This window comes from Fontimonas thermophila (genome assembly GCF_900113085.1).
Lineage (GTDB): Bacteria > Pseudomonadota > Gammaproteobacteria > Nevskiales > Nevskiaceae > Solimonas > Solimonas thermophila.
Map to the genome: position 1 here is coordinate 17,488 of NZ_FOOC01000012.1, position 19,382 is coordinate 36,869.

Consider the following 19,382-nt stretch of genomic DNA (forward strand, 5'->3'; position numbering starts at 1 on the left):
AGAGGAACGACGATGGCAGAAGCAACCGCCGTCAAGGCCGTCAAGGAAGCGGTCTACAAGTGGGAAGGCACGGACCGCAAGGGCAACCGCGTCAAGGGTGAGACGCAGGGCCCCTCCGAACACTACATCAAGCTGCAGCTGCGCCGGCAGGGCATCAACCCCATCGTCGTGCGCAAGCAGTCCGCGCTTTTCGGCAAGCGCAAGAAACGCATCGAAAGCGGTGACATCGCGATCTTCATGCGCCAGATGGCGACGATGATGAGCGCCGGTGTGCCCCTCGTCCAATCGCTCGAGATCGTCGGCCGCGGCCACGAGAACCCAAGCATGGGCGAGATGATCATGGGCATCAAGGCCAACATCGAAGCCGGCAATTCCTTTGCCGCGAGCCTGGCCAAATACCCGTTGTACTTCGACGATCTGGTCGTCAACCTGGTGGATGCCGGCGAAAAATCCGGCACCCTGGAGGCGCTGCTCGACAAGATCGCGACCTACAAGGAAAAGACCGAAGCCATCAAAAAGAAGGTCAAGAAAGCGCTGACCTATCCGACGGCGGTGATCGTGGTCGCCTTCATCGTCACCGGCATCCTGCTGTATTTCGTCGTGCCGCAGTTCCAGGAGCTGTTCCAGGGCTTCGGTGCCGACCTGCCGGCGTTCACGATGATGGTCATCGGCCTGTCCCATTTCGTGCAGGAGAAATGGTGGCTCATCCTGCTCGGCGCGGGCGGCATCGGCTATGGCCTGTTCGAGGCCAAGCGCCGCTCGGCAGCGTTCCGGCGCCTGCTCGACCGCCTGATGCTCAAGATCCCGGTGGTCGGCGATATCCTCTACAAATCCGCGGTCGCCCGCTTCGCGCGCACGCTGTCGACGATGTTCGCCGCCGGCGTGCCGCTGGTGGAGGCAATGGAACCCGTCGCCAAGGCGGCCGGCAACATCGTCTTCCAGGAAGCGATCCTGGTGATGCGCGACCAGGTTGCGACCGGCCAGCAGCTCCAGCTCACCATGCAGCAGTCGGGGCTGTTCCCGAACATGGCGACACAGATGGTGGCGATCGGCGAAGAATCCGGCGCGCTGGATTCGATGTGCGCCAAGGTCGCGGATTTCTACGAGGCCGAGGTCGACAACTTGGTCGATGCCCTGTCCAGCCTGCTGGAACCGATGATCATGGCCATCCTCGGCGTACTCGTCGGTGGTCTGGTCGTCGCCATGTACCTGCCGATTTTCAAGCTCGGCCAGGTCGTCTGACGGAAAAACTCCATGGATCTCATCGACGGACTGCAATCCAGTCCGGGCTTGCTTGCGGGTGCCTGCGGGGTGCTCGGCCTGATCGTCGGCAGCTTTTTGAACGTCGTCATCCTGCGTCTGCCGCGGATGATGGAGATCGCCTGGCGACGCGAGGCGCGGGAGATCCTCGGCCAGCCGGCAGAACCCGAAGAGCGGCTGTCGCTGCTCCATCCGGCATCGCGCTGCCCGGCCTGCGGCACCGGCATCAAACCCTGGCACAACGTGCCGGTGCTGGGCTGGCTGTGGCTACGCGGCCGCTGCGCGCGCTGTCGCGCGCCGATCTCGCTGCAGTATCCGCTGGTGGAAGCCGCCTCGGGGGCGCTGGCCGTCTTGTGCGCCATCGAATTCGGCTGGAGCCTGCAGCTTGTCTCGGCCCTGCTGTTCACGTGGATGCTGCTCGCGCTCGCGATCATCGACCTGCGGACACAGTTGTTGCCGGACGATCTGACGTTGCCGCTGCTGTGGCTGGGCCTGGGCTTGAGTCTCGTACCGGTGTTCGCATCCCCGACCAGCGCCATTGTCGGCGCCATGGCCGGCTATCTGAGCCTGTGGGCCGTGTTCCACTTGTTCAGGCTGGTCACCGGCAAGGAGGGTATGGGCTATGGCGACTTCAAACTGCTCGCTGCGATCGGCGCCTGGCTGGGCTGGCAGGCACTGCCGATGGTGATCCTGCTGTCGTCGCTGGTCGGGGCGATGGTCGGCATCGGCATGATTCTGCTGCTCGGCCATGACCGCCGTGTGCCGATTCCGTTCGGGCCTTATCTCGCCGCCGCCGGCTGGCTCGCGCTGATGTACGGCGACAGCTTGCTGGGGCTCTATGCCAGGACCGCGGGGCTGTCATGAGCCGGCTCACCGTGGGGCTCACCGGCGGCATCGCCAGCGGCAAATCGACCGTGCAGGCGATGTTCGCCGAGCTGGGCGTGCCGGTGCTCGACGCCGATCAGGTCGCCCGCGAGATCGTCGCCCCGGGTGAGCCGGCACTCGCCGAAATCGTCGCGGTTTTCGGTCCTCAGATGCTGCTGGAGGATGGCACGCTCGACCGCCGGCGCATGCGGGAGCGGGTTTTTGCCGACCCCGCAGCGCGGCAGCACCTCGAGGCCATCACCCATCCGCACATCCGCGCGCGCATGCAGCGCTGGAGGAACGCGCAGACGGCACCTTATTGCATCCTCAGCGTCGCCATCCTGATCGAGGCCGGCATGCAGCCCCTGGTCGATCGCATACTGGTGATCGACGTGCCCGAGGCCGTTCAACGGCAACGCCTGTGCGACCGCGATGCGATCGATGCCGGGCTGGCCGCGCAGATGCTCGCCGCGCAGCTCGGACGCGAGCAGCGGCTGGCCCACGCACACGATATCCTCGGCAATGTCGGCACCCGCGAGGATTTGCGGACTTGCGTCGACCGCCTGCACCGTTTCTACCTGCATCTGGCTGCCACCGGCACGGTGCAGGCGGCGGGTCTGCGTTGCCCGCCCCCGTGATCTAAGTCACAATCATTCTTTATTCAGCAACGAGCCTTTGCGTGTCTCCGGCAGGTGCCGTCATTGCCTTCGAGCAGCCGCTGACCGAGCGGATCCGCACCTTCCTGCGCCTGGAATTCCTGCTCGCGCAGCACCGGCATCACCGCAAGGACAGCAGCGAATTCGGCATTCGCGCCACACTCAATGCATTGCTCGATACGCTGGTCGTGCTGTCGCGTTCCGACCCCAAGAACGAGATTCTCAAGGAACTGTCCGATCAGCATGCGCAGCTGATGCGGCTGGCAACGCGTCCGGGCGTCGACCGGCAGCGCCTCGACAGCGTACTCCAGGAAATCAGCCACACCCTGACGGGTTTGCAGCAGCTCTCCACCCAGTTCGCTGGCTCGCTCCTGCGGGAGAGCGATTTTCTGAGCGGCATCCTCAATCGTTCGGGCATTCCCGGCGGCACCTGTGGCTTCGATTTGCCACACTTTCATTACTGGCTGTCGCAGCCTTACGAACGGGCCCGCCGTGATCTCGACGCATGGCACGCCGACATCAAGCCCTTCGAGGACGCGATCAATCTCTATCTGCGCCTGCTGCGGGCCAGCGTCGAACCGCAGGCGGCGACCGCGCATACCGGCATGTATGTGATCGCGCCGCCAGGCCCCTGCCAACTGATCCGCGTACTCGTGCCGCTGGATGCCGGCGTCTATCCCGAGATCAGCGCCGGCAAGCACCGCTGCACCGTGCGTTTCATGAGCGCACGCACCGGCGGCCGCGCGCAGCAGACCCTCGACGACATCGCCTTCCAGCTCCAGTTCTGCGCGCTGTGAGCACCGCCGCGACACCGCCGGAACGCCCGCAACGAATCGCCGCCTGCCCCCAGTGCGGCAAATCCACCCGGCTCGACCGTGGTAATCCGTGGCGGCCATTCTGCAGCGAGCGCTGCAAGCTGATCGATCTGGGCGCCTGGTTCAGTGGCGAGCGCCGCATTCCGGGAGAGGACATACCGCCCGGCGACGAACGACCATGACCCGGACTTCACACCGGCCAGTACGCGGAAATGCCAGCGACGCCCTGTCCGTAGGCGGCGAACACGCGGGGCAGATCGGCAGGACCCACGCCGCCGATCGCATACACCGGTAATCCAGCATATGCCGCGGCAGCGGCAAAACCCTCCCAGCCGAGCACGGCGGCACCCGGGTGGCTTGCGCTCGGTAGCACCGTGCCCAGGACGGCGGCATCGAAGCCCGCCGCACCGGCGCGCCGGACTTCTTCAACGCTGTGGCAGGATACGAACTGCCGCATCGGCGCCAGTGGCGCACGCCCGCCCAGACGCCGCATCACCGCCGCGCTCGCATGCCAGCCATCGGCTCCGAGCGCGAGTGCCAGCTCGGGATCGCGATCCAGCACGACGCGCAGACCCGCGGCCTGGGCAAGCGGCAACACGCGGCGCGCCAGCCGCTCGTATGCGTCCGCATCCAGTGCCGGCAGACGCAGGCGCAGCAGCGCGCGCGGCGGCAAGGCGCCAAGCCCGTCCAGCAGCCGATCCAGCGTCGCATCCGGCGGCGTGAACACGTAGTGCTCTGGCAGCAGCAGCGCCTGGACGCTGGGAGCGACCGTGGGCAATGCCCGTGGCCAGTCGCGCAACGCCTCCGGCCGGGTCCAGACAAACGCCTGCGCCTCGCGCGCGCGCAACTCGCCGCGGTACGCCGTCACCAGCCAGGTGTCGAGCAGGACGATGCGGTCGCGGTAAGCATGGCGGAACCGGATCAGCGGCCGCGCCTGCGTGCTCACGATGCCCAGTTCTTCGTCGAGCTCGCGATCCAGCGCTGCGCGTGCCGGTTCGCCGGGTTCGATTTTGCCGCCCGGAAACTCCCACCAGCCGGCTGCGATCTTGCCGGCCGGCCGTTGCGTGAGCAGCACCTCGCCGGAGGCGCGCTGCACGACCGCGCAGGCAACGTGAATGACGGGACGCGGATCGTCAGACGAAGCGATCGGAGACGACTGCGGGTTCAAGTCCGGTACTCGGCATTGATTCTCACGTAGTCGTAGCTGAAGTCGCAGGTCCATATCCGCACCGAAGCCGGACCGCGACCGAGCCCGATGCGGATCGTGAACTCGGGCCGGGCGACGACCGCGGCGCCGAGCTCCTCGCGATAGTCCGGATGCGGTTCGCCACGCTCGATCAGGGTCACGTCGTCGAGCGCGACGCTGACGCTGTGCGGATCCAGTCCTTCGGCGCCCGCCTTGCCGATCGCCATGATGATGCGGCCCCAGTTCGCATCGGATGCGAACATCGCCGTCTTGACCAGTGGCGAATGCGCCACCGAATAGGCCACCTGGCGCGCCTCGCCCTCGCTGCGCGCACCCTTGACTTCGATCGTGATGAACTTGGTCGCACCCTCGCCATCGCGGACGACGGCCTGCGCCAGTGTCTCGCAGACTTCGGTCACGGCGGCGGCGACCGTCGCATAGTCGGGATCACCGACATCGAGGTCGCGGGTACCGACCTGGCCCGTGGCCATCAGTACGCAGGAATCGTTGGTCGAGGTATCGCCATCGACGGTGACACAGTTGAACGACCGGTCCACGGCTTGCCGCAACAGCGCCTGCGTCGCCGCCTGGGTCAGGCGCGCATCGGTGGCGATGAAGGCAAGCAGGGTCGCCATGTCCGGGCAGATCATGCCGACGCCCTTGGCGATGCCGGTGACGGTGACCAGCCCTTGTGTGGTCTGCACCCGGCGTGAAGCACCCTTGGGCACGGTATCGGTGGTCATGATCGCACGCGCGGCGTCCTGCCAGCCGTCGGCAACGAGTGAGGCACCTGCCACGGGCACGGCATCGATCATGCGATGCACCGGCAGGCGCTGGCCGATCACGCCGGTTGAGAACGGCAACACCTGCTCCGGCGCACAGCCGAGCAGGCGGGCGACGGCCGCCATCGTCGCACGTGCATCCTCGATGCCGGCGCGGCCCGTCGCGGCGTTGGCATTGCCGGCGTTGACCAGCAGCGCCCGCACCTCCCCACCCTGACCGAGCCGCTCACGGCAAATCTGCACGGGGGCCGCGCAGAACGCGTTACGGGTGAACACGCCAGCCACCCGCGTACCCGGCGCGAGCTCGATGATCAGCAGGTCTTTGCGTCCGGGACGCTTGATCGCCGCCTCGGCGGTGCCCAGACGCACGCCGCGGACGGGATGCAGGATCTCGGGGGCGGAGAGGTTGACGGCCATGATTCAGATTCCAGATTTCCCGTGCGGACTCAGTCTGCAGGGGCAAAACGCAGAGTTGCCAGACCTGCAAAGACCATCGGCGGCCGTTTGCGCTCAGGTGAGCGCACCATGGCAATGCTTGTATTTCTTGCCGCTGCCGCAGGGGCAAGGCTCGTTGCGGCCGACCTTGGGCATTTCGCGCACGACGGTCGCCGGCTTTACCGGCGGCGGCGCGGCTTCGAGGCGCCGCGGCGTACCTGCGCCCGCTGCGGCAGGCAGCGTCTCGCCGCCGGCCGCCGACATCGTCGCGGCCTCGACACCCGGTGCCGATTCGTGCTGCAACTGCATCTGCCGCGCGCGTGCCTCGGCCTGACGCCGACGTTGCTCCTCGACCGCCTGCACCTCCGCTTCCGTCTGGATGCGCACGCGCGCCAGCAGCGAGATCACCTCGTGCTTGTAGCGCGCCAGCATGTCGTTGAACATCGTAAAGGCTTCGCGCTTGTATTCCTGCTTGGGATCTTTCTGCGCATAGCCACGCAGGTGAATGCCCTGGCGCAGGTAATCCATCGCCGCCAGGTGCTCGCGCCAGAGGTTGTCGAGCACTTGCAGCATGACGGCTTTTTCGAAATGCGCGAGAACCGGGGCACCGACTTGTTCGCGTTTGTGTTCGTAAGCCTCGATGAGTTTGGCGAGGATGTGCTCGCGCAGTCCCTTCTCGTTGAGGTCTTTCTCCTCATCGAGCCACTGCCGGATGGGTAGATCGAGCCCAAAGTCGCGCTTGAGTGCCTCCTGCAACCCCTCGACGTCCCACTGTTCCTCGATCGTCTGCGGAGGAATGTAGGCATCGATCACCGCGTCAACCACATCGGGCCGGATATCGTTGACCATCGACGTGACCGTCTCCGCGGCCATGATCGTGTTGCGCAGCTCGTAAACCACCTTGCGCTGGTCGTTGGCGACGTTGTCGTACTCGAGCAAATGCTTGCGGATGTCGAAGTTGTGCGCCTCGACCTTGCGCTGCGCGGTTTCGATCGCGCGCGTGACCCAGCGATGCTCGATCGCCTCGCCCGGCTGCATCCCCAGGCGCTGGAGCATGGCGCGCATGCGCGGCGGCGTGAAAATCCGCATCAGCGTGTCGTCGAGCGACAGGAAGAAACGCGATGCACCGGGGTCACCCTGCCGCCCCGAGCGTCCACGCAGCTGGTTGTCGATCCGCCGCGACTCGTGCCGTTCCGAGCCGATCACATAAAGCCCACCGGCGGCGACGACGCGATCGTGCCGCTCCTGCCAGGCCCTGCGCGCGGCCTCGCGCGCTGCCACATCTTCGGGCGGAATCTTTGCGAGCTCGGCCTCCAGATTGCCGCCGAGCACGATGTCGGTGCCGCGGCCGGCCATGTTGGTTGCGATCGTCACCGCACCCGGGCGGCCGGCCTGGGCGACGATTTCGGCCTCGCGTTCGTGATGCTTGGCGTTGAGAACCTCGTGAGGGATTCCCTCTTTCTTCAGCAGACCCGAGAGCAATTCGGAGGTCTCGATGCTGGCGGTGCCGACCAGAACCGGCTGCTCGCGCTTGTGCGCCTGCTTGATCTCGGCGATGACGGCGTCGAACTTTTCCTTGGCCGTCATATAGACGAGATCGCCGTAGTCCTTGCGGATCATCGGCCGGTTGGTCGGGATGACGACGACTTCGAGGTTGTAGATGTTCTGGAACTCGAAGGCCTCGGTATCGGCGGTGCCGGTCATGCCGGCGAGCTTTTTGTACAGGCGGAAGTAGTTCTGGAACGTGATCGACGCCAGCGTCTGGTTTTCCTGCTGGATCTGCACGCCTTCCTTGGCCTCGATCGCCTGGTGCAGGCCGTCGCTCCAGCGCCGGCCCGGCATCATGCGGCCGGTGAATTCGTCGATGATGATCACCTGTCCGCCACGCACGATGTACTCGACATCGCGTTTGTACAGGTGGTGCGCACGCAGCAGGGCGTTGAGATGATGCAGCAGGATGATGTTGGCGGCGTCGTAGAGGCTGTCCTCTTCGCCGAGCAGCTTGGCCGCGCGCATCAACTCCTCGACCTTCTCGTGTCCGGCCTCGGTCAGATGTACCTGCTTGGTTTTCTCGTCGATCGAGAAATCGCCCGGCCCATCCTCCTCTTCCTGCCGTGTCAGCCGGGGAATGAGCGCATTGATCTTGCGATAGAGCTCGGGATCATCGTCGGCGGGGCCGCTGATGATCAGCGGCGTGCGCGCCTCATCGATCAGGATCGAGTCGACCTCGTCGACGATCGCGTAGTTCTGTCCGCGCTGAACCTTGTCGGCGAGAGAAAACGCCATGTTGTCGCGCAGGTAGTCGAACCCGAGCTCGTTGTTCGTGGCGTAGGTGATATCGCAGGCATAGGCCGCGCGCTTTTCCTGCTGGCTCTGCCCGGAGACGATGACGCCGACGCTGAGCCCGAGGAAGCGGAAGATGCGCCCCATCCACTCGGCATCGCGGCGGGCGAGATAGTCGTTGACGGTGACGATATGCACGCCCTGCCCGGGCAATGCGTTGAGATAGGCCGGCAGGGTCGCGACCAGGGTCTTGCCCTCGCCGGTGCGCATTTCCGCGATCTTGCCCGCATGCAGGACGGCGCCGCCGATCAGCTGCACATCGAAGTGGCGCATGTTGAGTACGCGTTTGGCGGCTTCGCGCACGACGGCAAAGGCATCGGCCTGGATTTGGTCGAGCGTCTCTCCCTTGCTCAGGCGTTCGCGCAGCAGCGGCGTCTGCGCGGCGAGTTCGGCATCACTCATCGCGGCATAGCGCGGCTCCAGGGCATTGACCTGGGCGACGAGACGTTCGAGGCGCTTGAGAATGCGCTGATTGCGGCTCCCAAAGACGCGAGCCAGCAGTTGGTTCAACATAGGTATCCGTAGTGGACCCGCGCATGGCGCGGGAGTTCTGCGAAGGCCGCCTATTATGCCTGGGTTGAATCGGCGGACGGCCGCTCAAGCTCCGGAACCGGCAGGATCAACGCGCTGCGTTGATGTACTGCTCGGGATTGACCGGAATGCCATTGAACAACACCTCGAAATGCACGTGCGGGCCGGTCGAACGTCCGGACGAACCCATGCGCGCAATCCGCTGGCCCTTGGCCACCTTGTCGCCCGGCTTCACCAGGATCTGGCTATTGTGCCCGTAACGCGTCGTATAGCCATTGCCATGATTGATTTCGACCAGGTTGCCGTAGCCGTCGCGCTCGCCGGCTTCGGTGACGATCCCCGCGGCCACCGCGAGCACGTCGGCACCAGGGCGGCCCGCGAAATCGATGCCCAGGTGCCGTGTCAGTCGGCCGGTGAACGGATCGGTGCGCACGCCGAACAGCGAGCTGATCCACCCGCCCTCGATCGGCCAGCCGGACGGCCGGACTTCTTTCTGCAGGCGGCTGGTCAGGAGCAGATCCTCGAGCACACGGAATTGGCGCTCGCGATCGGCGAGCTGGCGCTCGAAGGCATCGAGCGACGCCAGCATGGTGTCGAAGCCGTTGTCCGCCACGACGACCGATTCGGGGCCGCCGACGGCCGGCGGCTGGTCAAAATTGAACTCGCCGCGCTCCAGTCCCGCGATCTCGGTGAGTCGCTGCCCGGCGGCATCCAGACGCAGCACGTGGGCTTGCAACTGGGCGATCCGGCGCGCCAGGGCGGCGGAATCCTGTTCGGCCTGTGCACGCGCCTGATCCAGCGCAGCGCGCTGCAGGCGCACTTCCTCGGACCAGGACGCAAGCAAGTCCGACGGCATTACCGATGCGCGGTCGGCGAACCCGCGCAAGACAAAACCGGCCGCGAAAGCCGCGGACAGCACGATTGCAGCCGCCGCGGCGAGCGGAAGCCAGCTCAGCACGTGACGCAGGTCTAGCGGAAACCGCCAGGTGCGGCCACGCTTATGGCTGACGACGATGATATCCATTCCCGCCGATGTGCTCCGATCGAACCGACGCCCGCAATCTCCAGCAAATTCTCAGCCAGCACCCCCAGACCCTGGGCGCGGTGCTGGAACGCGCGCAACGACTGGCCGAGATCAACCAGACCCTGTGCGACTGGTGCGACGAACCTTGGGTCCGTCAGCTGCGGATCGCCAACGTGCGCGGCGATACCGTGGTCTTGTACGCCGCCTCCGCCGCCGCCTTGATACCGCTACGGCAGCACCGCCGCTCGCTGCTGACCTGGCTCAGGACTCGCTACCGCTTAACGTGCAGCCGCATCGACGCAAAGGTACGCCCCCCCGTCTGCACAGACCAAGTTGGCAGTGTATCGGCCCGAACCCGGGCCGCGCAAGCCAAGTGACTGATCCCCGCGGTGTTTCCCCGACGAACGGCAAGCCGCGATCGGGCACGGGCGGAGCCCTTCAAGCAGCCGCGAGGCTGCCGCGCACGAAGGCGATCGGCGCGGGACGATCGGCGGTCTCGAACGTGACGATTTCGTAGGCGGCAGCGTCGGCGAGCACGGCGCGCGCCAGTTTGTTGTTCAGCGCATGGCCGGATTTGTACGCGGTGAAGGCGCCGATCACCGGATGGCCGAGCAGGTACAGATCGCCGATCGCATCGAGGATCTTGTGGCGAACGAACTCGTCTTCGTAACGCAGACCGTCGCGGTTGACGACCCGGTATTCGTCGAGGGCGACGACGTTGTCGAGGCTCGCGCCCAGCCCCAGATTGGCGGCGCGCAGCGCATCGAGCTCGCGCATGAACCCGAAGGTGCGCGCGCGGCTGATCTCGCGCACATAGCTGGTCGTCGAGAAATCGACGACGGCGCTCTGCCCGGACGCGCGCAACGCCGGATGTCGGAAGTCGATCGAGAACGTCAGGCGAAAACCCTCGTAGGGCTCAAGCCGCGCCCACTTGTCCCCGTCCTGGACCTGCACCGGCTGGCGAATGCGCAGGAACCTCTTCGGTGCATCCTGCTCGTGAATGCCCGCCGACTGGATCAGATAGACGAAAGGCCCGGCGCTGCCATCCATGATCGGCACTTCCGGCGACGACAGCTCGACGATGCAATTGTCGATACCCAAGCCGGCGAACGCCGACATCAGATGCTCGACCGTCATGATCTTGGTGCCGTCGTCGGCAACCAGCGTGCTACACATCACCGCCTCGCGCAGCAGATGGGCGCTGGCCGGGACCTCGACGGCCGGGGACAGGTCAGTGCGGCGGAAAACGATCCCGGTGTCGGGGCTGGCCGGCAGCAGCGACATGTAGACCTTGCGGCCCGAATGGAGCCCGATGCCGCTGGTACGTACTGTCTGCTTGAGGGTGCGCTGTCTGACCATGGATGCATTGCCGGCGTCGAAAAAGGCGCAGCGCCGGACTCCGCTGCGCCTATTGGGCCGGCAAGTCTAGCACGCTGCCAGCTGACGCCCCGCTGAAAAACAGAAGGCCGCTGCCAACAGCCGCCGGCAGAACCAGCCAGCCCGCGGTTCAGTCCGCCTGGTTCCGCAAGAACGACGGGATGTTGATGATGTCGTCGTCGAGCCCGAGCGGGAACGGGCTGCCGCCCCCCGCCGCAGCGACCTTCTGCGGTTGACGCTGTGCACCGTGCATCTGGCGGTGCACCGTCGGGACATCGAGATAAGCCGCCGACGAAGAATAAGGCATGGCCGGCGGCACCGGTGCCGCCATCTCCGGGCGTACGAATGGCGCGACTTTCGGATTCTGTACGGCCGTTGTCGCCGGAGCCGCGTGCTTGTGTCCCGGCAGACCGGTGGCGACAACGGTCACACGCAGCGTGCCGTTGAGATTCGGATCCATCGCCATGCCGCACTTGGTATCGGCCTCCTCGGAGGCGATCTCGGCGACGCGCGAGTTGATGTATTCGAGTTCCTCCATCGTCAGCGACTCGTCACAGGTGACGTTGACCAGCAGACCGCGCGCGCCCTGCAGCTCGATGTCGTCGAGCAGCGGGCTGGACAGCGCCATTTCCACCGCCTTCTCGGCGCGTCCCTCGCCACTGGCATGCCCCATGCCCATCATCGCCATGCCGCGGTTGCTCATGACCGTGCGCACGTCGGCGAAGTCGACATTGACCAGGCCCGGACGCGTGATCAGATCGGAGATGCCCTGCACCGCGTTCTGCAACACGTCGTTGGCGGCCTTGAAGCAGTTGAGCACGGTGATCTTGGTTCCGAGCACCAGACCGAGCTTTTCGTTCGGGATCAGGATCAGGGAATCACTGTACTGGCGCAGCTCGTCGATGCCCTTGAGCGCCACCGCCATGCGCTTCTTGCCCTCGTGCGCGAACGGCTTGGTCACGACGGAAACGGTGAGAATGCCGAGCTCCTTGGCGATCTGGGCGATCACTGGCGCCGCACCGGTGCCGGTGCCTCCACCCATGCCGGCGGTGATGAACAGCAGATCGCTACCCTCGATCATCTCGCGAATGCGGTCGCGGTCTTCCTCCGCGGCCTGGCGTCCGATCTCCGGATTGGACCCGGCACCCAGTCCGCGTGTGATCTCGGCACCGAGCTGAAGCTGGTTGGTCGGCACACAGCGCTCCAGATGATCACGGTCGGTATTGGCGCAGATGAAATCCACGCCCTCGATCCCGGCCTGTGCCATCTGATTGACGGTATTGCAACCGCCGCCGCCAACGCCGATGACGCGGATCACGGCGCGCTTGTGCTGGCCGTCATCCAGCTCAAAGACTTCACGTACTTGTCCACCCATGTCACTGCTCCTGCGCGACTGCGCGTCCGTATTGCCCATCGTCCGTCAAACGCACCGCTGCCCAGCGACAACGGTGCCCCTGCAAGTCGTTTTTTTCAATCTGATACGCCTTCATTTCAGCATATAAAAAAACTGTTTCAATATCAATGAAAAAATCGTGTTGATCACGAATTCATCTCTGCCTCAGAAACTGCCTCGGATCCAGTCGGCGACGCGCTGGACCCAGTATCCGATGCCTTGGGTCGGCGCATCCGCCGACGTCGCCGCCCGGCTCTGGCGTCCGTACAACAGCAGGCCGACAGCCGTCGCGTACGCCGGATTGCGCGTCACGTCCTTCAGACCCTCGACGTTGTGCGGCAGACCCAGGCGCACCGGCATGTCGAGCACCTGGCTGGCCAGCTCGACGACGCCCGGCATCTGCGCGGCGCCGCCGGTGAGGACGACACCGCCGGGAATGAGGCTGTACCAATCGGAACGGTGCAGCTCCTTGCGGGCGAAATAAAACAATTCCTCGTAACGCGGCTTGATCACCTCGGCCAGCGTCGAGCGCGACAGCCGCCGCGGCGGCTGGTCGCCGACGCCGCGCACCTCGATTTCCTCGTGACCGTCGGCGAGCTGCGGCAAGGCGACGCCGTGCTTGATCTTGAGTTCCTCGGCATAGGGCGCCGGGGTGCGGAAGACGATGCTGATGTCGTTGGTCACCTGGTTGCCGGCGATCGGCAATACCGCCGTGTGGCGGATCGCCCCGCCCCGGAACACCGCGATGTCCGAGGTGCCGCCGCCGATGTCGATCATGCAGACACCGTGTTCGCGCTCATCCGGCAGCAGGGTCGCATAGCTGGACGCGAGGTGCTGCAGGATCAGCGTGTCGACTTTCAGTCCGCAGGACTCGACGCATCGGTAAATGTTCTGCGCCGCCGAGATCGAGCCGGTAACGACGTGCGCCTTGCCTTCCAGGCGCACGCCGTGCATGCCGACCGGGTGGTAGATCCCTTCGCGTCCGTCGATGACGAATTCCTGCGGAATGACGTGCAGGATCTTGCGATCTGCCGGAATCGCGATCGCACGGGCGGCATCCATGACGTTATCGACATCCCGCTCGCTGACCGAGCCACTGCGCACCGGTGCGACACCGGTCGAATTGAGCCCTTGGATATGCGTCCCCGAGACGCCGACGTAGACCGACTGGATGCGGCAGTTGGCCATGTGCTCGGCGTTCTCGACCGCACGCTTGATCGCCAGCGCGGTCTGCTCGATGTTCACCACATCGCCCCGGTTCATGCCCTTGGAGACGTGCTCGCCGCGCCCGACGATCTCGATCTGTCCGTCAGGCAGGACCTGGCCGACGACGGCGGCACACTTCGACGTGCCGATGTCCAGGCCGACGAGCAGCTTGCGTTCCTCGCGTCGCGTCATGCGCTCAACTCCTTTGCGGATCAGCGACGGGCTTGCGCCAGCCCACCGAAAACCCATTGGTGTATCGAAGGTCCACATATGCGATCTCCTCGATGCGACCGGCGAGCGCGCGTGCCGCCGGTCCGAGCAGGGTGTCGAGCGCCTGGGTGGGATCGCCACGTCCGAAGCGCAGCGCGATCCCGCCCGTGGTATGTCCGGTCCAGTCGCCGCGCGCATCCTGAGTCAAACCCGCCAATGCGAACGGCGTCCCCTGCAGGCGCGCGGCAAGTTCGCGATACATCGCCAGCACACGGCCTGCGCTGCCTGGCGGGCCGTCCAAGCGCGGCAGCAGCGGCGGAACGTCGCGGCCCGCAGGAGAAAAAACCACGCCCTGGGTATCGAGCAGCTCCTTTTGACCCCAGTGCGCCGCCGGCTCGCGCTCCCAGATACGCAGGTGCACCGTCGCCGGCCACCGGCGCTCGACACGCGCACGGCCGACCCACGGCAGGGCGACGACGGCCGCATGCACGGCTTTGAGATCCACCTGTGCAAAGCGCTCTTGCAGCAGCGGCCGCACCGCGGCCTTGATCTCGGCCGGATCGACGCGCTGCAGGTGCCCCTCGATCTGCAAACGCGCAACCGGCTGATCTCCAGTCGCGCGGAAAAATCCCCACACACCCCCGGCGGTCGCGAGCAGCGCCGCCAGCCCGATCGCCACCCGCAGCCCGGTACGCAGCGGCGGCACCGGATTGTCGAGAGGCATGTCGGGACTCATTGCCATTGCCGTCATCGCCCGTGCTCCGCGATCGGTGCGAGGGTGGTCTCCAGAATCGCCCAGCACAGCGACGCGTAGTCCATACCGCGCGCGGCCGCGGCCATCGGCACCAGGCTGTGCGAGGTCATGCCCGGGACGAGATTGAGTTCGATCAGCCAGGCCTGGCCGTGCGCATCGAGCATGAAATCGACACGGCCCCAGCCACGTGCGCCGACGCATTCGAAGGCGCGCAAGCAAATCGCCTGGATCTTTTGCTCGAGGGTTGCGTCCAGTCCCGATGGGCAGTGATAGCACGTCGCATCGGAGAGATACTTCGCGTGATAGTCGTAAAACTCCCCGTCGGGTTCGATGCGGATCAATGGCAAGGCCTCGCCATCGACGATCGCGCAGGTGAACTCGTGGCCATAAGCGCCGCCGGCGACGAAGCGCTCGGCGATGACGACGCCATCACCGCGCGAGCCTCGCGCGAGCTGCCAGGCGGCATCGAGCTGATCGGCGGATTTCACCTTGCTGACGCCGACGCTCGAACCCTCTGCCGATGGCTTGACGATCAGCGGATAGCCGAACCGGCGGACCGCCTCGTCGAGATCGGCACGGCTGCGTGCCCACAGATAATCCGGCGTCGGTAGTCCCTCGGCGCTCCACAGGCGCTTGGTGCGCAGCTTGTCCATCGCCAGCGCGGACGCGAGCACACCGCTTCCGGTATAGGGAATACCCTGCAGCTCGAGTACCGCCTGCAGCGTGCCATCCTCGCCACCGGTACCGTGCAGCACATTGAAGACACGGTCGATGCCCTGCGCCTTGAGTTGCAGCACGTTGTCGGGCGTCGCATCGATGGCGACGACGTCGACGCCGCGCGAGCGCAACGCATCGGCAACACCCTGCCCCGACCACAGCGATACCTGCCGTTCCGACGACCAGCCGCCCATCAGCACGGCAACACGGCCAAATACTTTCGGATCGGTCACGCGCACGCGCTGGCTGCGACCGGTCACCGGCACGCAGACGTCGGCGGGTTGCGTCCTGTGGGTGTCGGGATGTGGCGCCGGTGTCTTCACAGCGGCTCTCCTACGATTCTCACTTCCGGCTCCAGATCGATGCCGGTCTTCGCCTTCACCGTGCGGCGGATGTGCGTGATCAAGGCTTCGACGTCGGCGGCGCTCGCGGTGTCGTCGGTGATCAGGAAATTGGCGTGCTGTGTGGAGACTTCTGCTCCACCGATGCGATAACCCTTGAGCCCGCAGCTCTCGATCAGGCGTGCGGCGTGATCGCCCGGAGGATTGCGGAACGTGCTGCCGGCGCTGGGCTTGCCGACCGGCTGCGAGGCCTTGCGCCGGGCCAGCGCCTCGCGGGTATAGCGTGCATGTGCGCCATCGGTATCGACGCTGACCTTGAAGCGCGCGGCAAGAAAGCCGAGCGCACCGGCCGGCAGTTCGACCTCGCGATAGCCGTAACGAAAATGCGTCGGCTCGAGCCAGCGCACCGAACCGTCGCGGAACACCATCTCGACCATCGCGACGTTTGGCCAGGTCTCGCCGCCCCAGGCACCGGCGTTCATCGCCAGTGCACCGCCGACGGTCCCGGGAATACCGGCCATGAAACCCAGCCCGGCGAGATGATGCCGCTCGGCGAACTTTGCCAGACGCGCGCAATGCACCCCGGCTTCGGCATAGATCAGGCGGGTGCCGCCGGCTTCTTCCAGACGCAGGGCATCGAGTGCACCGTGCAGCGCGATGATGGTGCCGCGCCAGCCGCCATCGCGCACGAGCAGATTGCTGCCCAGCCCCAGCCAGAGGACAGGCTCGTCCGCGGGCAGCGCACGCACGAAAGCGATCAAGTCTTCGCGGTCGGCCGGTTCGAAATAACGGTCGGCCGGACCGCCGACGCGCCACGTGGTGTGCCGCGTCATCGGCTCGCTGCGCAGCACGCGGCCGCGGATTGCCGGCAAGGGATCGCGACGGCCCGTGCTCATCGCGCACCTCCGAAACGCTGGCTCAGCACACCCGGCAAGGTGCCGATGTCGCCAGCACCCAGCGTGAGCACGAGATCGCCGTCGGCGGCAATGCGTTCGAGCACATCGGCAGCCTCGCCGAGGCCGCCGGAGAGCAGCACCGGCTCGACTTTGCCGCGGGCGCGGATACAGCGCGCCAGCGCGCGCGCATCGGCGTTCTCGATCGGCGCCTCCCCGGCTGGATACACCTCGGCGAGGAGCAAGGCATCCGCCTCGGACAATACGGCGCAGAAATCGTCGAACAGATCGCGCGTACGCGTGTAGCGGTGCGGCTGGAAAACGACGACGAGTCGCCGCTCGGGATATGCGGCACGCATTGCCTGGAACGTCGCCGCGATCTCGCGCGGATGGTGACCATAGTCATCGACCAGCAGCACGCGGCGGGTGCCGATCGTCAGCTCGCCGTGCTGCTCGCAGCGTCGGCCGATGCCCTGGAATCCGGTGAAGGCGCGTCGCATCGCCTGCGCATCGACGCCAAGCTCGCGGCCGATCGCCACCGCAACGAGCGCGTTCTGCACGTTGTGCCGGCCCGGCAGATTGAGATGAAACGCCTCGCAAAAACCGTCGCGGGCAACGGCCGTGAAGTGCGCGCCCGTTCCCTCCGGACGCACGTCGATCGCGCGCAGATCGGCATCCTCGGCAAAGCCATAGGTGAGCACCGGACGGCCGACTTCGGCCAGCGTCTCGCGAATGACGGCATCGTCGAGACACAGTACGGCCAGACCATAGAACGGCAGGCGATGCAAAAACTCGACGAACGTGGCACGCAGGCGGCGGAAATCGTGCCCGTATGTCTCCAGATGATCGGCGTCGATGTTGGTGACGGCGGCGATCATGGGCATCAAGTGCAGGAACGACGCATCGCTCTCGTCGGCCTCGGCGACGAGATAGTCACCAGCCCCGAGCCGTGCGTTGGTGCCCGCGGACTTGAGCTTACCGCCGATGACATAGGTCGGATCGAGCCCGCCCTCGGCGAGCACACTGGCGACGAGACTCGTCGTCGTCGTCTTGCCATGCGTGCCGGCGATCGCGATGCCATAGCGAAAGCGCATCAGCTCGGCGAGCATTTCCGCGCGGCGCACCACCGGAATGCGGTGCTCGTGCGCATAGAGCAGCTCCGGATTGTCGGATCTGACCGCGGTCGAGACGACGATGGCATCGGCACCGTGTGCATGCTCGGCCCGATGTTCGAAATGAATGCGCGCACCGAGCGCGGCGAGGCGCTGCGTCGCCGCGGTGTTCTTCAAATCGGTGCCGCTGATCTCATAGCCGAGGTTGAGCAGAACCTCGGCAATGCCGGCCATCCCGGCGCCGCCGATGCCGAGCATGTGAATGCGGCGCACGCGGCGCATCGGCCGCAGCATCAGGGTCTGCACGCGCTCGCTCATGTCCGCCCTCCCGATGCGCAGGCCAGGCAGGCGTCGGCGATCGCCGCGGTGGCATCGGTCCACGCAGCGCTGCGCGCAGCTTCGGCCATACGCTGCAGGCGTTGCCGGTCACCGAGCAGTTCGCGCAATAGCGCTGCCAGCCGTTGCGGTGTCAGCTCGCGTTCCGGGACGAGCACAGCGGCGCCGGCGCGCACGAGATATTCGGCATTGCGCGTCTGATGATCGTCCACGGCGTGTGGAAATGGCACGAGCACCGCTGCGCATCCAGCGGCGCACAGTTCCGCGATCGTCGAGGCGCCGGCACGGCAGACGACCAGATCGGCCCACCCCAGTGCGGCGGGCATGTCGTCGATGAACGCATCGATCTGCTGCGCAGCCACACCGACGCGTGCGTACACCTGCTGCGCGAGAGCGAGCGTGCGCCCGGCCTGATGGCGCACCTGCGGGCGCTCCTGCGGCGCGAGCAATGCGAGTGCCTGCGGCAGTCGCTCGTTGAGCACGCGTGCCCCCTGGCTGCCACCGACGACGAGCAGCCGCGCCGCACCGCCATGCGCCATGCGCTGCGCCGGCGGCGGCAGCTGCGCGAAACCGGCGCGCACCGGATTGCCGACCGTGCGCGCGTGCGCAAACGTGCCGGGAAACGCCTGCAGGACACAGCGCGCCACGCGCGCCAGCCAGCGATTGGTCAACCCGGCCGCAGCATTCTGCTCGTGGATGATCAGCGGACGGCGCAACAGCCATGCCGCGATGCCACCAGGACCGGCGGCAAAACCGCCCATGCCGAGCACGGCGTCGGGACGCTCGTCACGCAGGATCGATAGCGCCTGCATGACCGCACGCAGAATCAGCCAAGGCGCCTGCAACCACTTGCGTAGACCCTTGCCGCGCAATCCAAAAACCTGCACATAGCGCAGCGCAATGCCGTGGGCCGGCACGACGCGCGCCTCGAAACTGTCCGGCGTGCCCATCCAGACGATGGCGTGGCCGTGCGCACGCAAATGCTCGGCGACGGCAAGCGCAGGATACACATGGCCGCCGGTGCCACCCGCCATGATCAACAGCTTCATGGCCGCACCTCCAGTGGGTCTGCATGGCGGCCACAGCGGCTGTTGCGCGCCACTGCGCACATCCGACCGATGTGTGCGGGCCGATGCCATTGCCGGAT

Annotated in this window: 18 protein-coding genes; 6 read left to right on the plus strand and 12 right to left on the minus strand. The window is 66.0% G+C overall.

Annotated elements, in window-relative coordinates:
* The first annotated feature begins 12 nt into the window (after positions 1–12).
* Genes BMZ48_RS10790 through BMZ48_RS10810 form a run of 5 tightly spaced genes read left to right on the plus strand, consistent with a single transcriptional unit; the run spans position 13 to position 3,777 of the window.
* Positions 13–1,242 (plus strand): type II secretion system F family protein, encoded by a 1,230-nt coding sequence (locus BMZ48_RS10790; RefSeq protein WP_091534999.1) that lies wholly within the window; start codon positions 13–15, stop codon positions 1,240–1,242.
* Positions 1,243–1,254: 12 nt separating this feature from the next.
* The gene (locus BMZ48_RS10795) at positions 1,255–2,124 is read left to right on the plus strand and encodes a prepilin peptidase (protein WP_091535002.1); all 870 of its coding nucleotides are present in this window, start codon (positions 1,255–1,257) and stop codon (positions 2,122–2,124) included.
* Positions 2,121–2,762: a dephospho-CoA kinase gene (coaE, locus tag BMZ48_RS10800; RefSeq protein WP_091535005.1), complete on the plus strand. Its 642-nt coding sequence runs from the start codon at positions 2,121–2,123 to the stop codon at positions 2,760–2,762. The genes BMZ48_RS10795 and coaE overlap by 4 nt, the downstream gene beginning before the upstream one ends.
* 41 nt (positions 2,763–2,803) lie before the next feature.
* Entirely contained in the window at positions 2,804–3,577 is a 774-nt protein-coding gene (zapD, locus tag BMZ48_RS10805; RefSeq protein ID WP_091535007.1) for a cell division protein ZapD, read from the plus strand.
* The gene (locus BMZ48_RS10810) at positions 3,574–3,777 is read left to right on the plus strand and encodes a DNA gyrase inhibitor YacG (protein ID WP_436198146.1); all 204 of its coding nucleotides are present in this window, start codon (positions 3,574–3,576) and stop codon (positions 3,775–3,777) included. Before zapD ends, BMZ48_RS10810 begins: the two co-directional genes overlap by 4 nt.
* An 8-nt stretch (positions 3,778–3,785) precedes the next feature.
* Here the strand turns inward: BMZ48_RS10810 and BMZ48_RS10815 are convergent, their stop codons facing one another.
* The 4 genes from BMZ48_RS10815 to BMZ48_RS10830 form a co-directional block, all read right to left on the minus strand.
* Positions 3,786–4,817, minus strand: coding sequence for a Nudix family hydrolase (locus tag BMZ48_RS10815; protein WP_091535010.1), 1,032 nt, complete (start codon positions 4,815–4,817; stop codon positions 3,786–3,788).
* Positions 4,760–5,980, minus strand: a complete 1,221-nt coding sequence (argJ, locus tag BMZ48_RS10820; protein WP_091535012.1) for a bifunctional glutamate N-acetyltransferase/amino-acid acetyltransferase ArgJ — start codon at positions 5,978–5,980, stop codon at positions 4,760–4,762. The genes BMZ48_RS10815 and argJ overlap by 58 nt, the downstream gene beginning before the upstream one ends.
* A 93-nt stretch (positions 5,981–6,073) precedes the next feature.
* Positions 6,074–8,854 carry a preprotein translocase subunit SecA gene (gene secA, locus BMZ48_RS10825; RefSeq protein ID WP_091535014.1) on the minus strand — a complete coding sequence of 927 codons (2,781 nt, stop codon included), beginning with the start codon at positions 8,852–8,854 and terminating at the stop codon, positions 6,074–6,076.
* 106 nt (positions 8,855–8,960) lie between these two features.
* On the minus strand, positions 8,961–9,896 hold the full coding sequence (locus tag BMZ48_RS10830; protein WP_091535017.1) for a M23 family metallopeptidase: 936 nt from the start codon (positions 9,894–9,896) through the stop codon (positions 8,961–8,963).
* A gap of 8 nt (positions 9,897–9,904) precedes the next feature.
* On the opposite strand from BMZ48_RS10830, the gene BMZ48_RS10835 reads away from it, so the two are divergent.
* The gene (locus BMZ48_RS10835; protein ID WP_091535018.1) at positions 9,905–10,273 is read left to right on the plus strand and encodes a hypothetical protein; all 369 of its coding nucleotides are present in this window, start codon (positions 9,905–9,907) and stop codon (positions 10,271–10,273) included.
* Between the two features lie 61 nt (positions 10,274–10,334).
* Here the strand turns inward: BMZ48_RS10835 and lpxC are convergent, their stop codons facing one another.
* The 8 genes from lpxC to murG form a co-directional block, all read right to left on the minus strand.
* Positions 10,335–11,255 carry a UDP-3-O-acyl-N-acetylglucosamine deacetylase gene (lpxC, locus tag BMZ48_RS10840; protein ID WP_091535020.1) on the minus strand — a complete coding sequence of 307 codons (921 nt, stop codon included), beginning with the start codon at positions 11,253–11,255 and terminating at the stop codon, positions 10,335–10,337.
* 148 nt (positions 11,256–11,403) lie between these two features.
* On the minus strand, positions 11,404–12,648 hold the full coding sequence (ftsZ, locus tag BMZ48_RS10845) for a cell division protein FtsZ (protein WP_091535023.1): 1,245 nt from the start codon (positions 12,646–12,648) through the stop codon (positions 11,404–11,406).
* A gap of 183 nt (positions 12,649–12,831) precedes the next feature.
* On the minus strand, positions 12,832–14,064 hold the full coding sequence (gene ftsA, locus BMZ48_RS10850) for a cell division protein FtsA (protein ID WP_091535025.1): 1,233 nt from the start codon (positions 14,062–14,064) through the stop codon (positions 12,832–12,834).
* Positions 14,065–14,068: 4 nt separating this feature from the next.
* A complete protein-coding gene (locus BMZ48_RS10855; protein ID WP_091535028.1) occupies positions 14,069–14,833 on the minus strand; it encodes a cell division protein FtsQ/DivIB in 765 nt (254 codons plus the stop codon).
* Positions 14,830–15,792, minus strand: a complete 963-nt coding sequence (locus BMZ48_RS10860; protein WP_366450610.1) for a D-alanine--D-alanine ligase — start codon at positions 15,790–15,792, stop codon at positions 14,830–14,832. The genes BMZ48_RS10855 and BMZ48_RS10860 overlap by 4 nt, the downstream gene beginning before the upstream one ends.
* An 80-nt stretch (positions 15,793–15,872) precedes the next feature.
* On the minus strand, positions 15,873–16,790 hold the full coding sequence (gene murB, locus BMZ48_RS10865) for a UDP-N-acetylmuramate dehydrogenase (protein WP_091535031.1): 918 nt from the start codon (positions 16,788–16,790) through the stop codon (positions 15,873–15,875).
* Entirely contained in the window at positions 16,787–18,217 is a 1,431-nt protein-coding gene (murC, locus tag BMZ48_RS10870) for a UDP-N-acetylmuramate--L-alanine ligase (protein WP_091535033.1), read from the minus strand. The genes murB and murC overlap by 4 nt, the downstream gene beginning before the upstream one ends.
* Complete coding sequence (gene murG / locus BMZ48_RS10875) at positions 18,214–19,284, minus strand: undecaprenyldiphospho-muramoylpentapeptide beta-N-acetylglucosaminyltransferase (protein WP_091535035.1); 1,071 nt, start codon at positions 19,282–19,284, stop codon at positions 18,214–18,216. Before murG ends, murC begins: the two co-directional genes overlap by 4 nt.
* Positions 19,285–19,382: the final 98 nt, after the last annotated feature.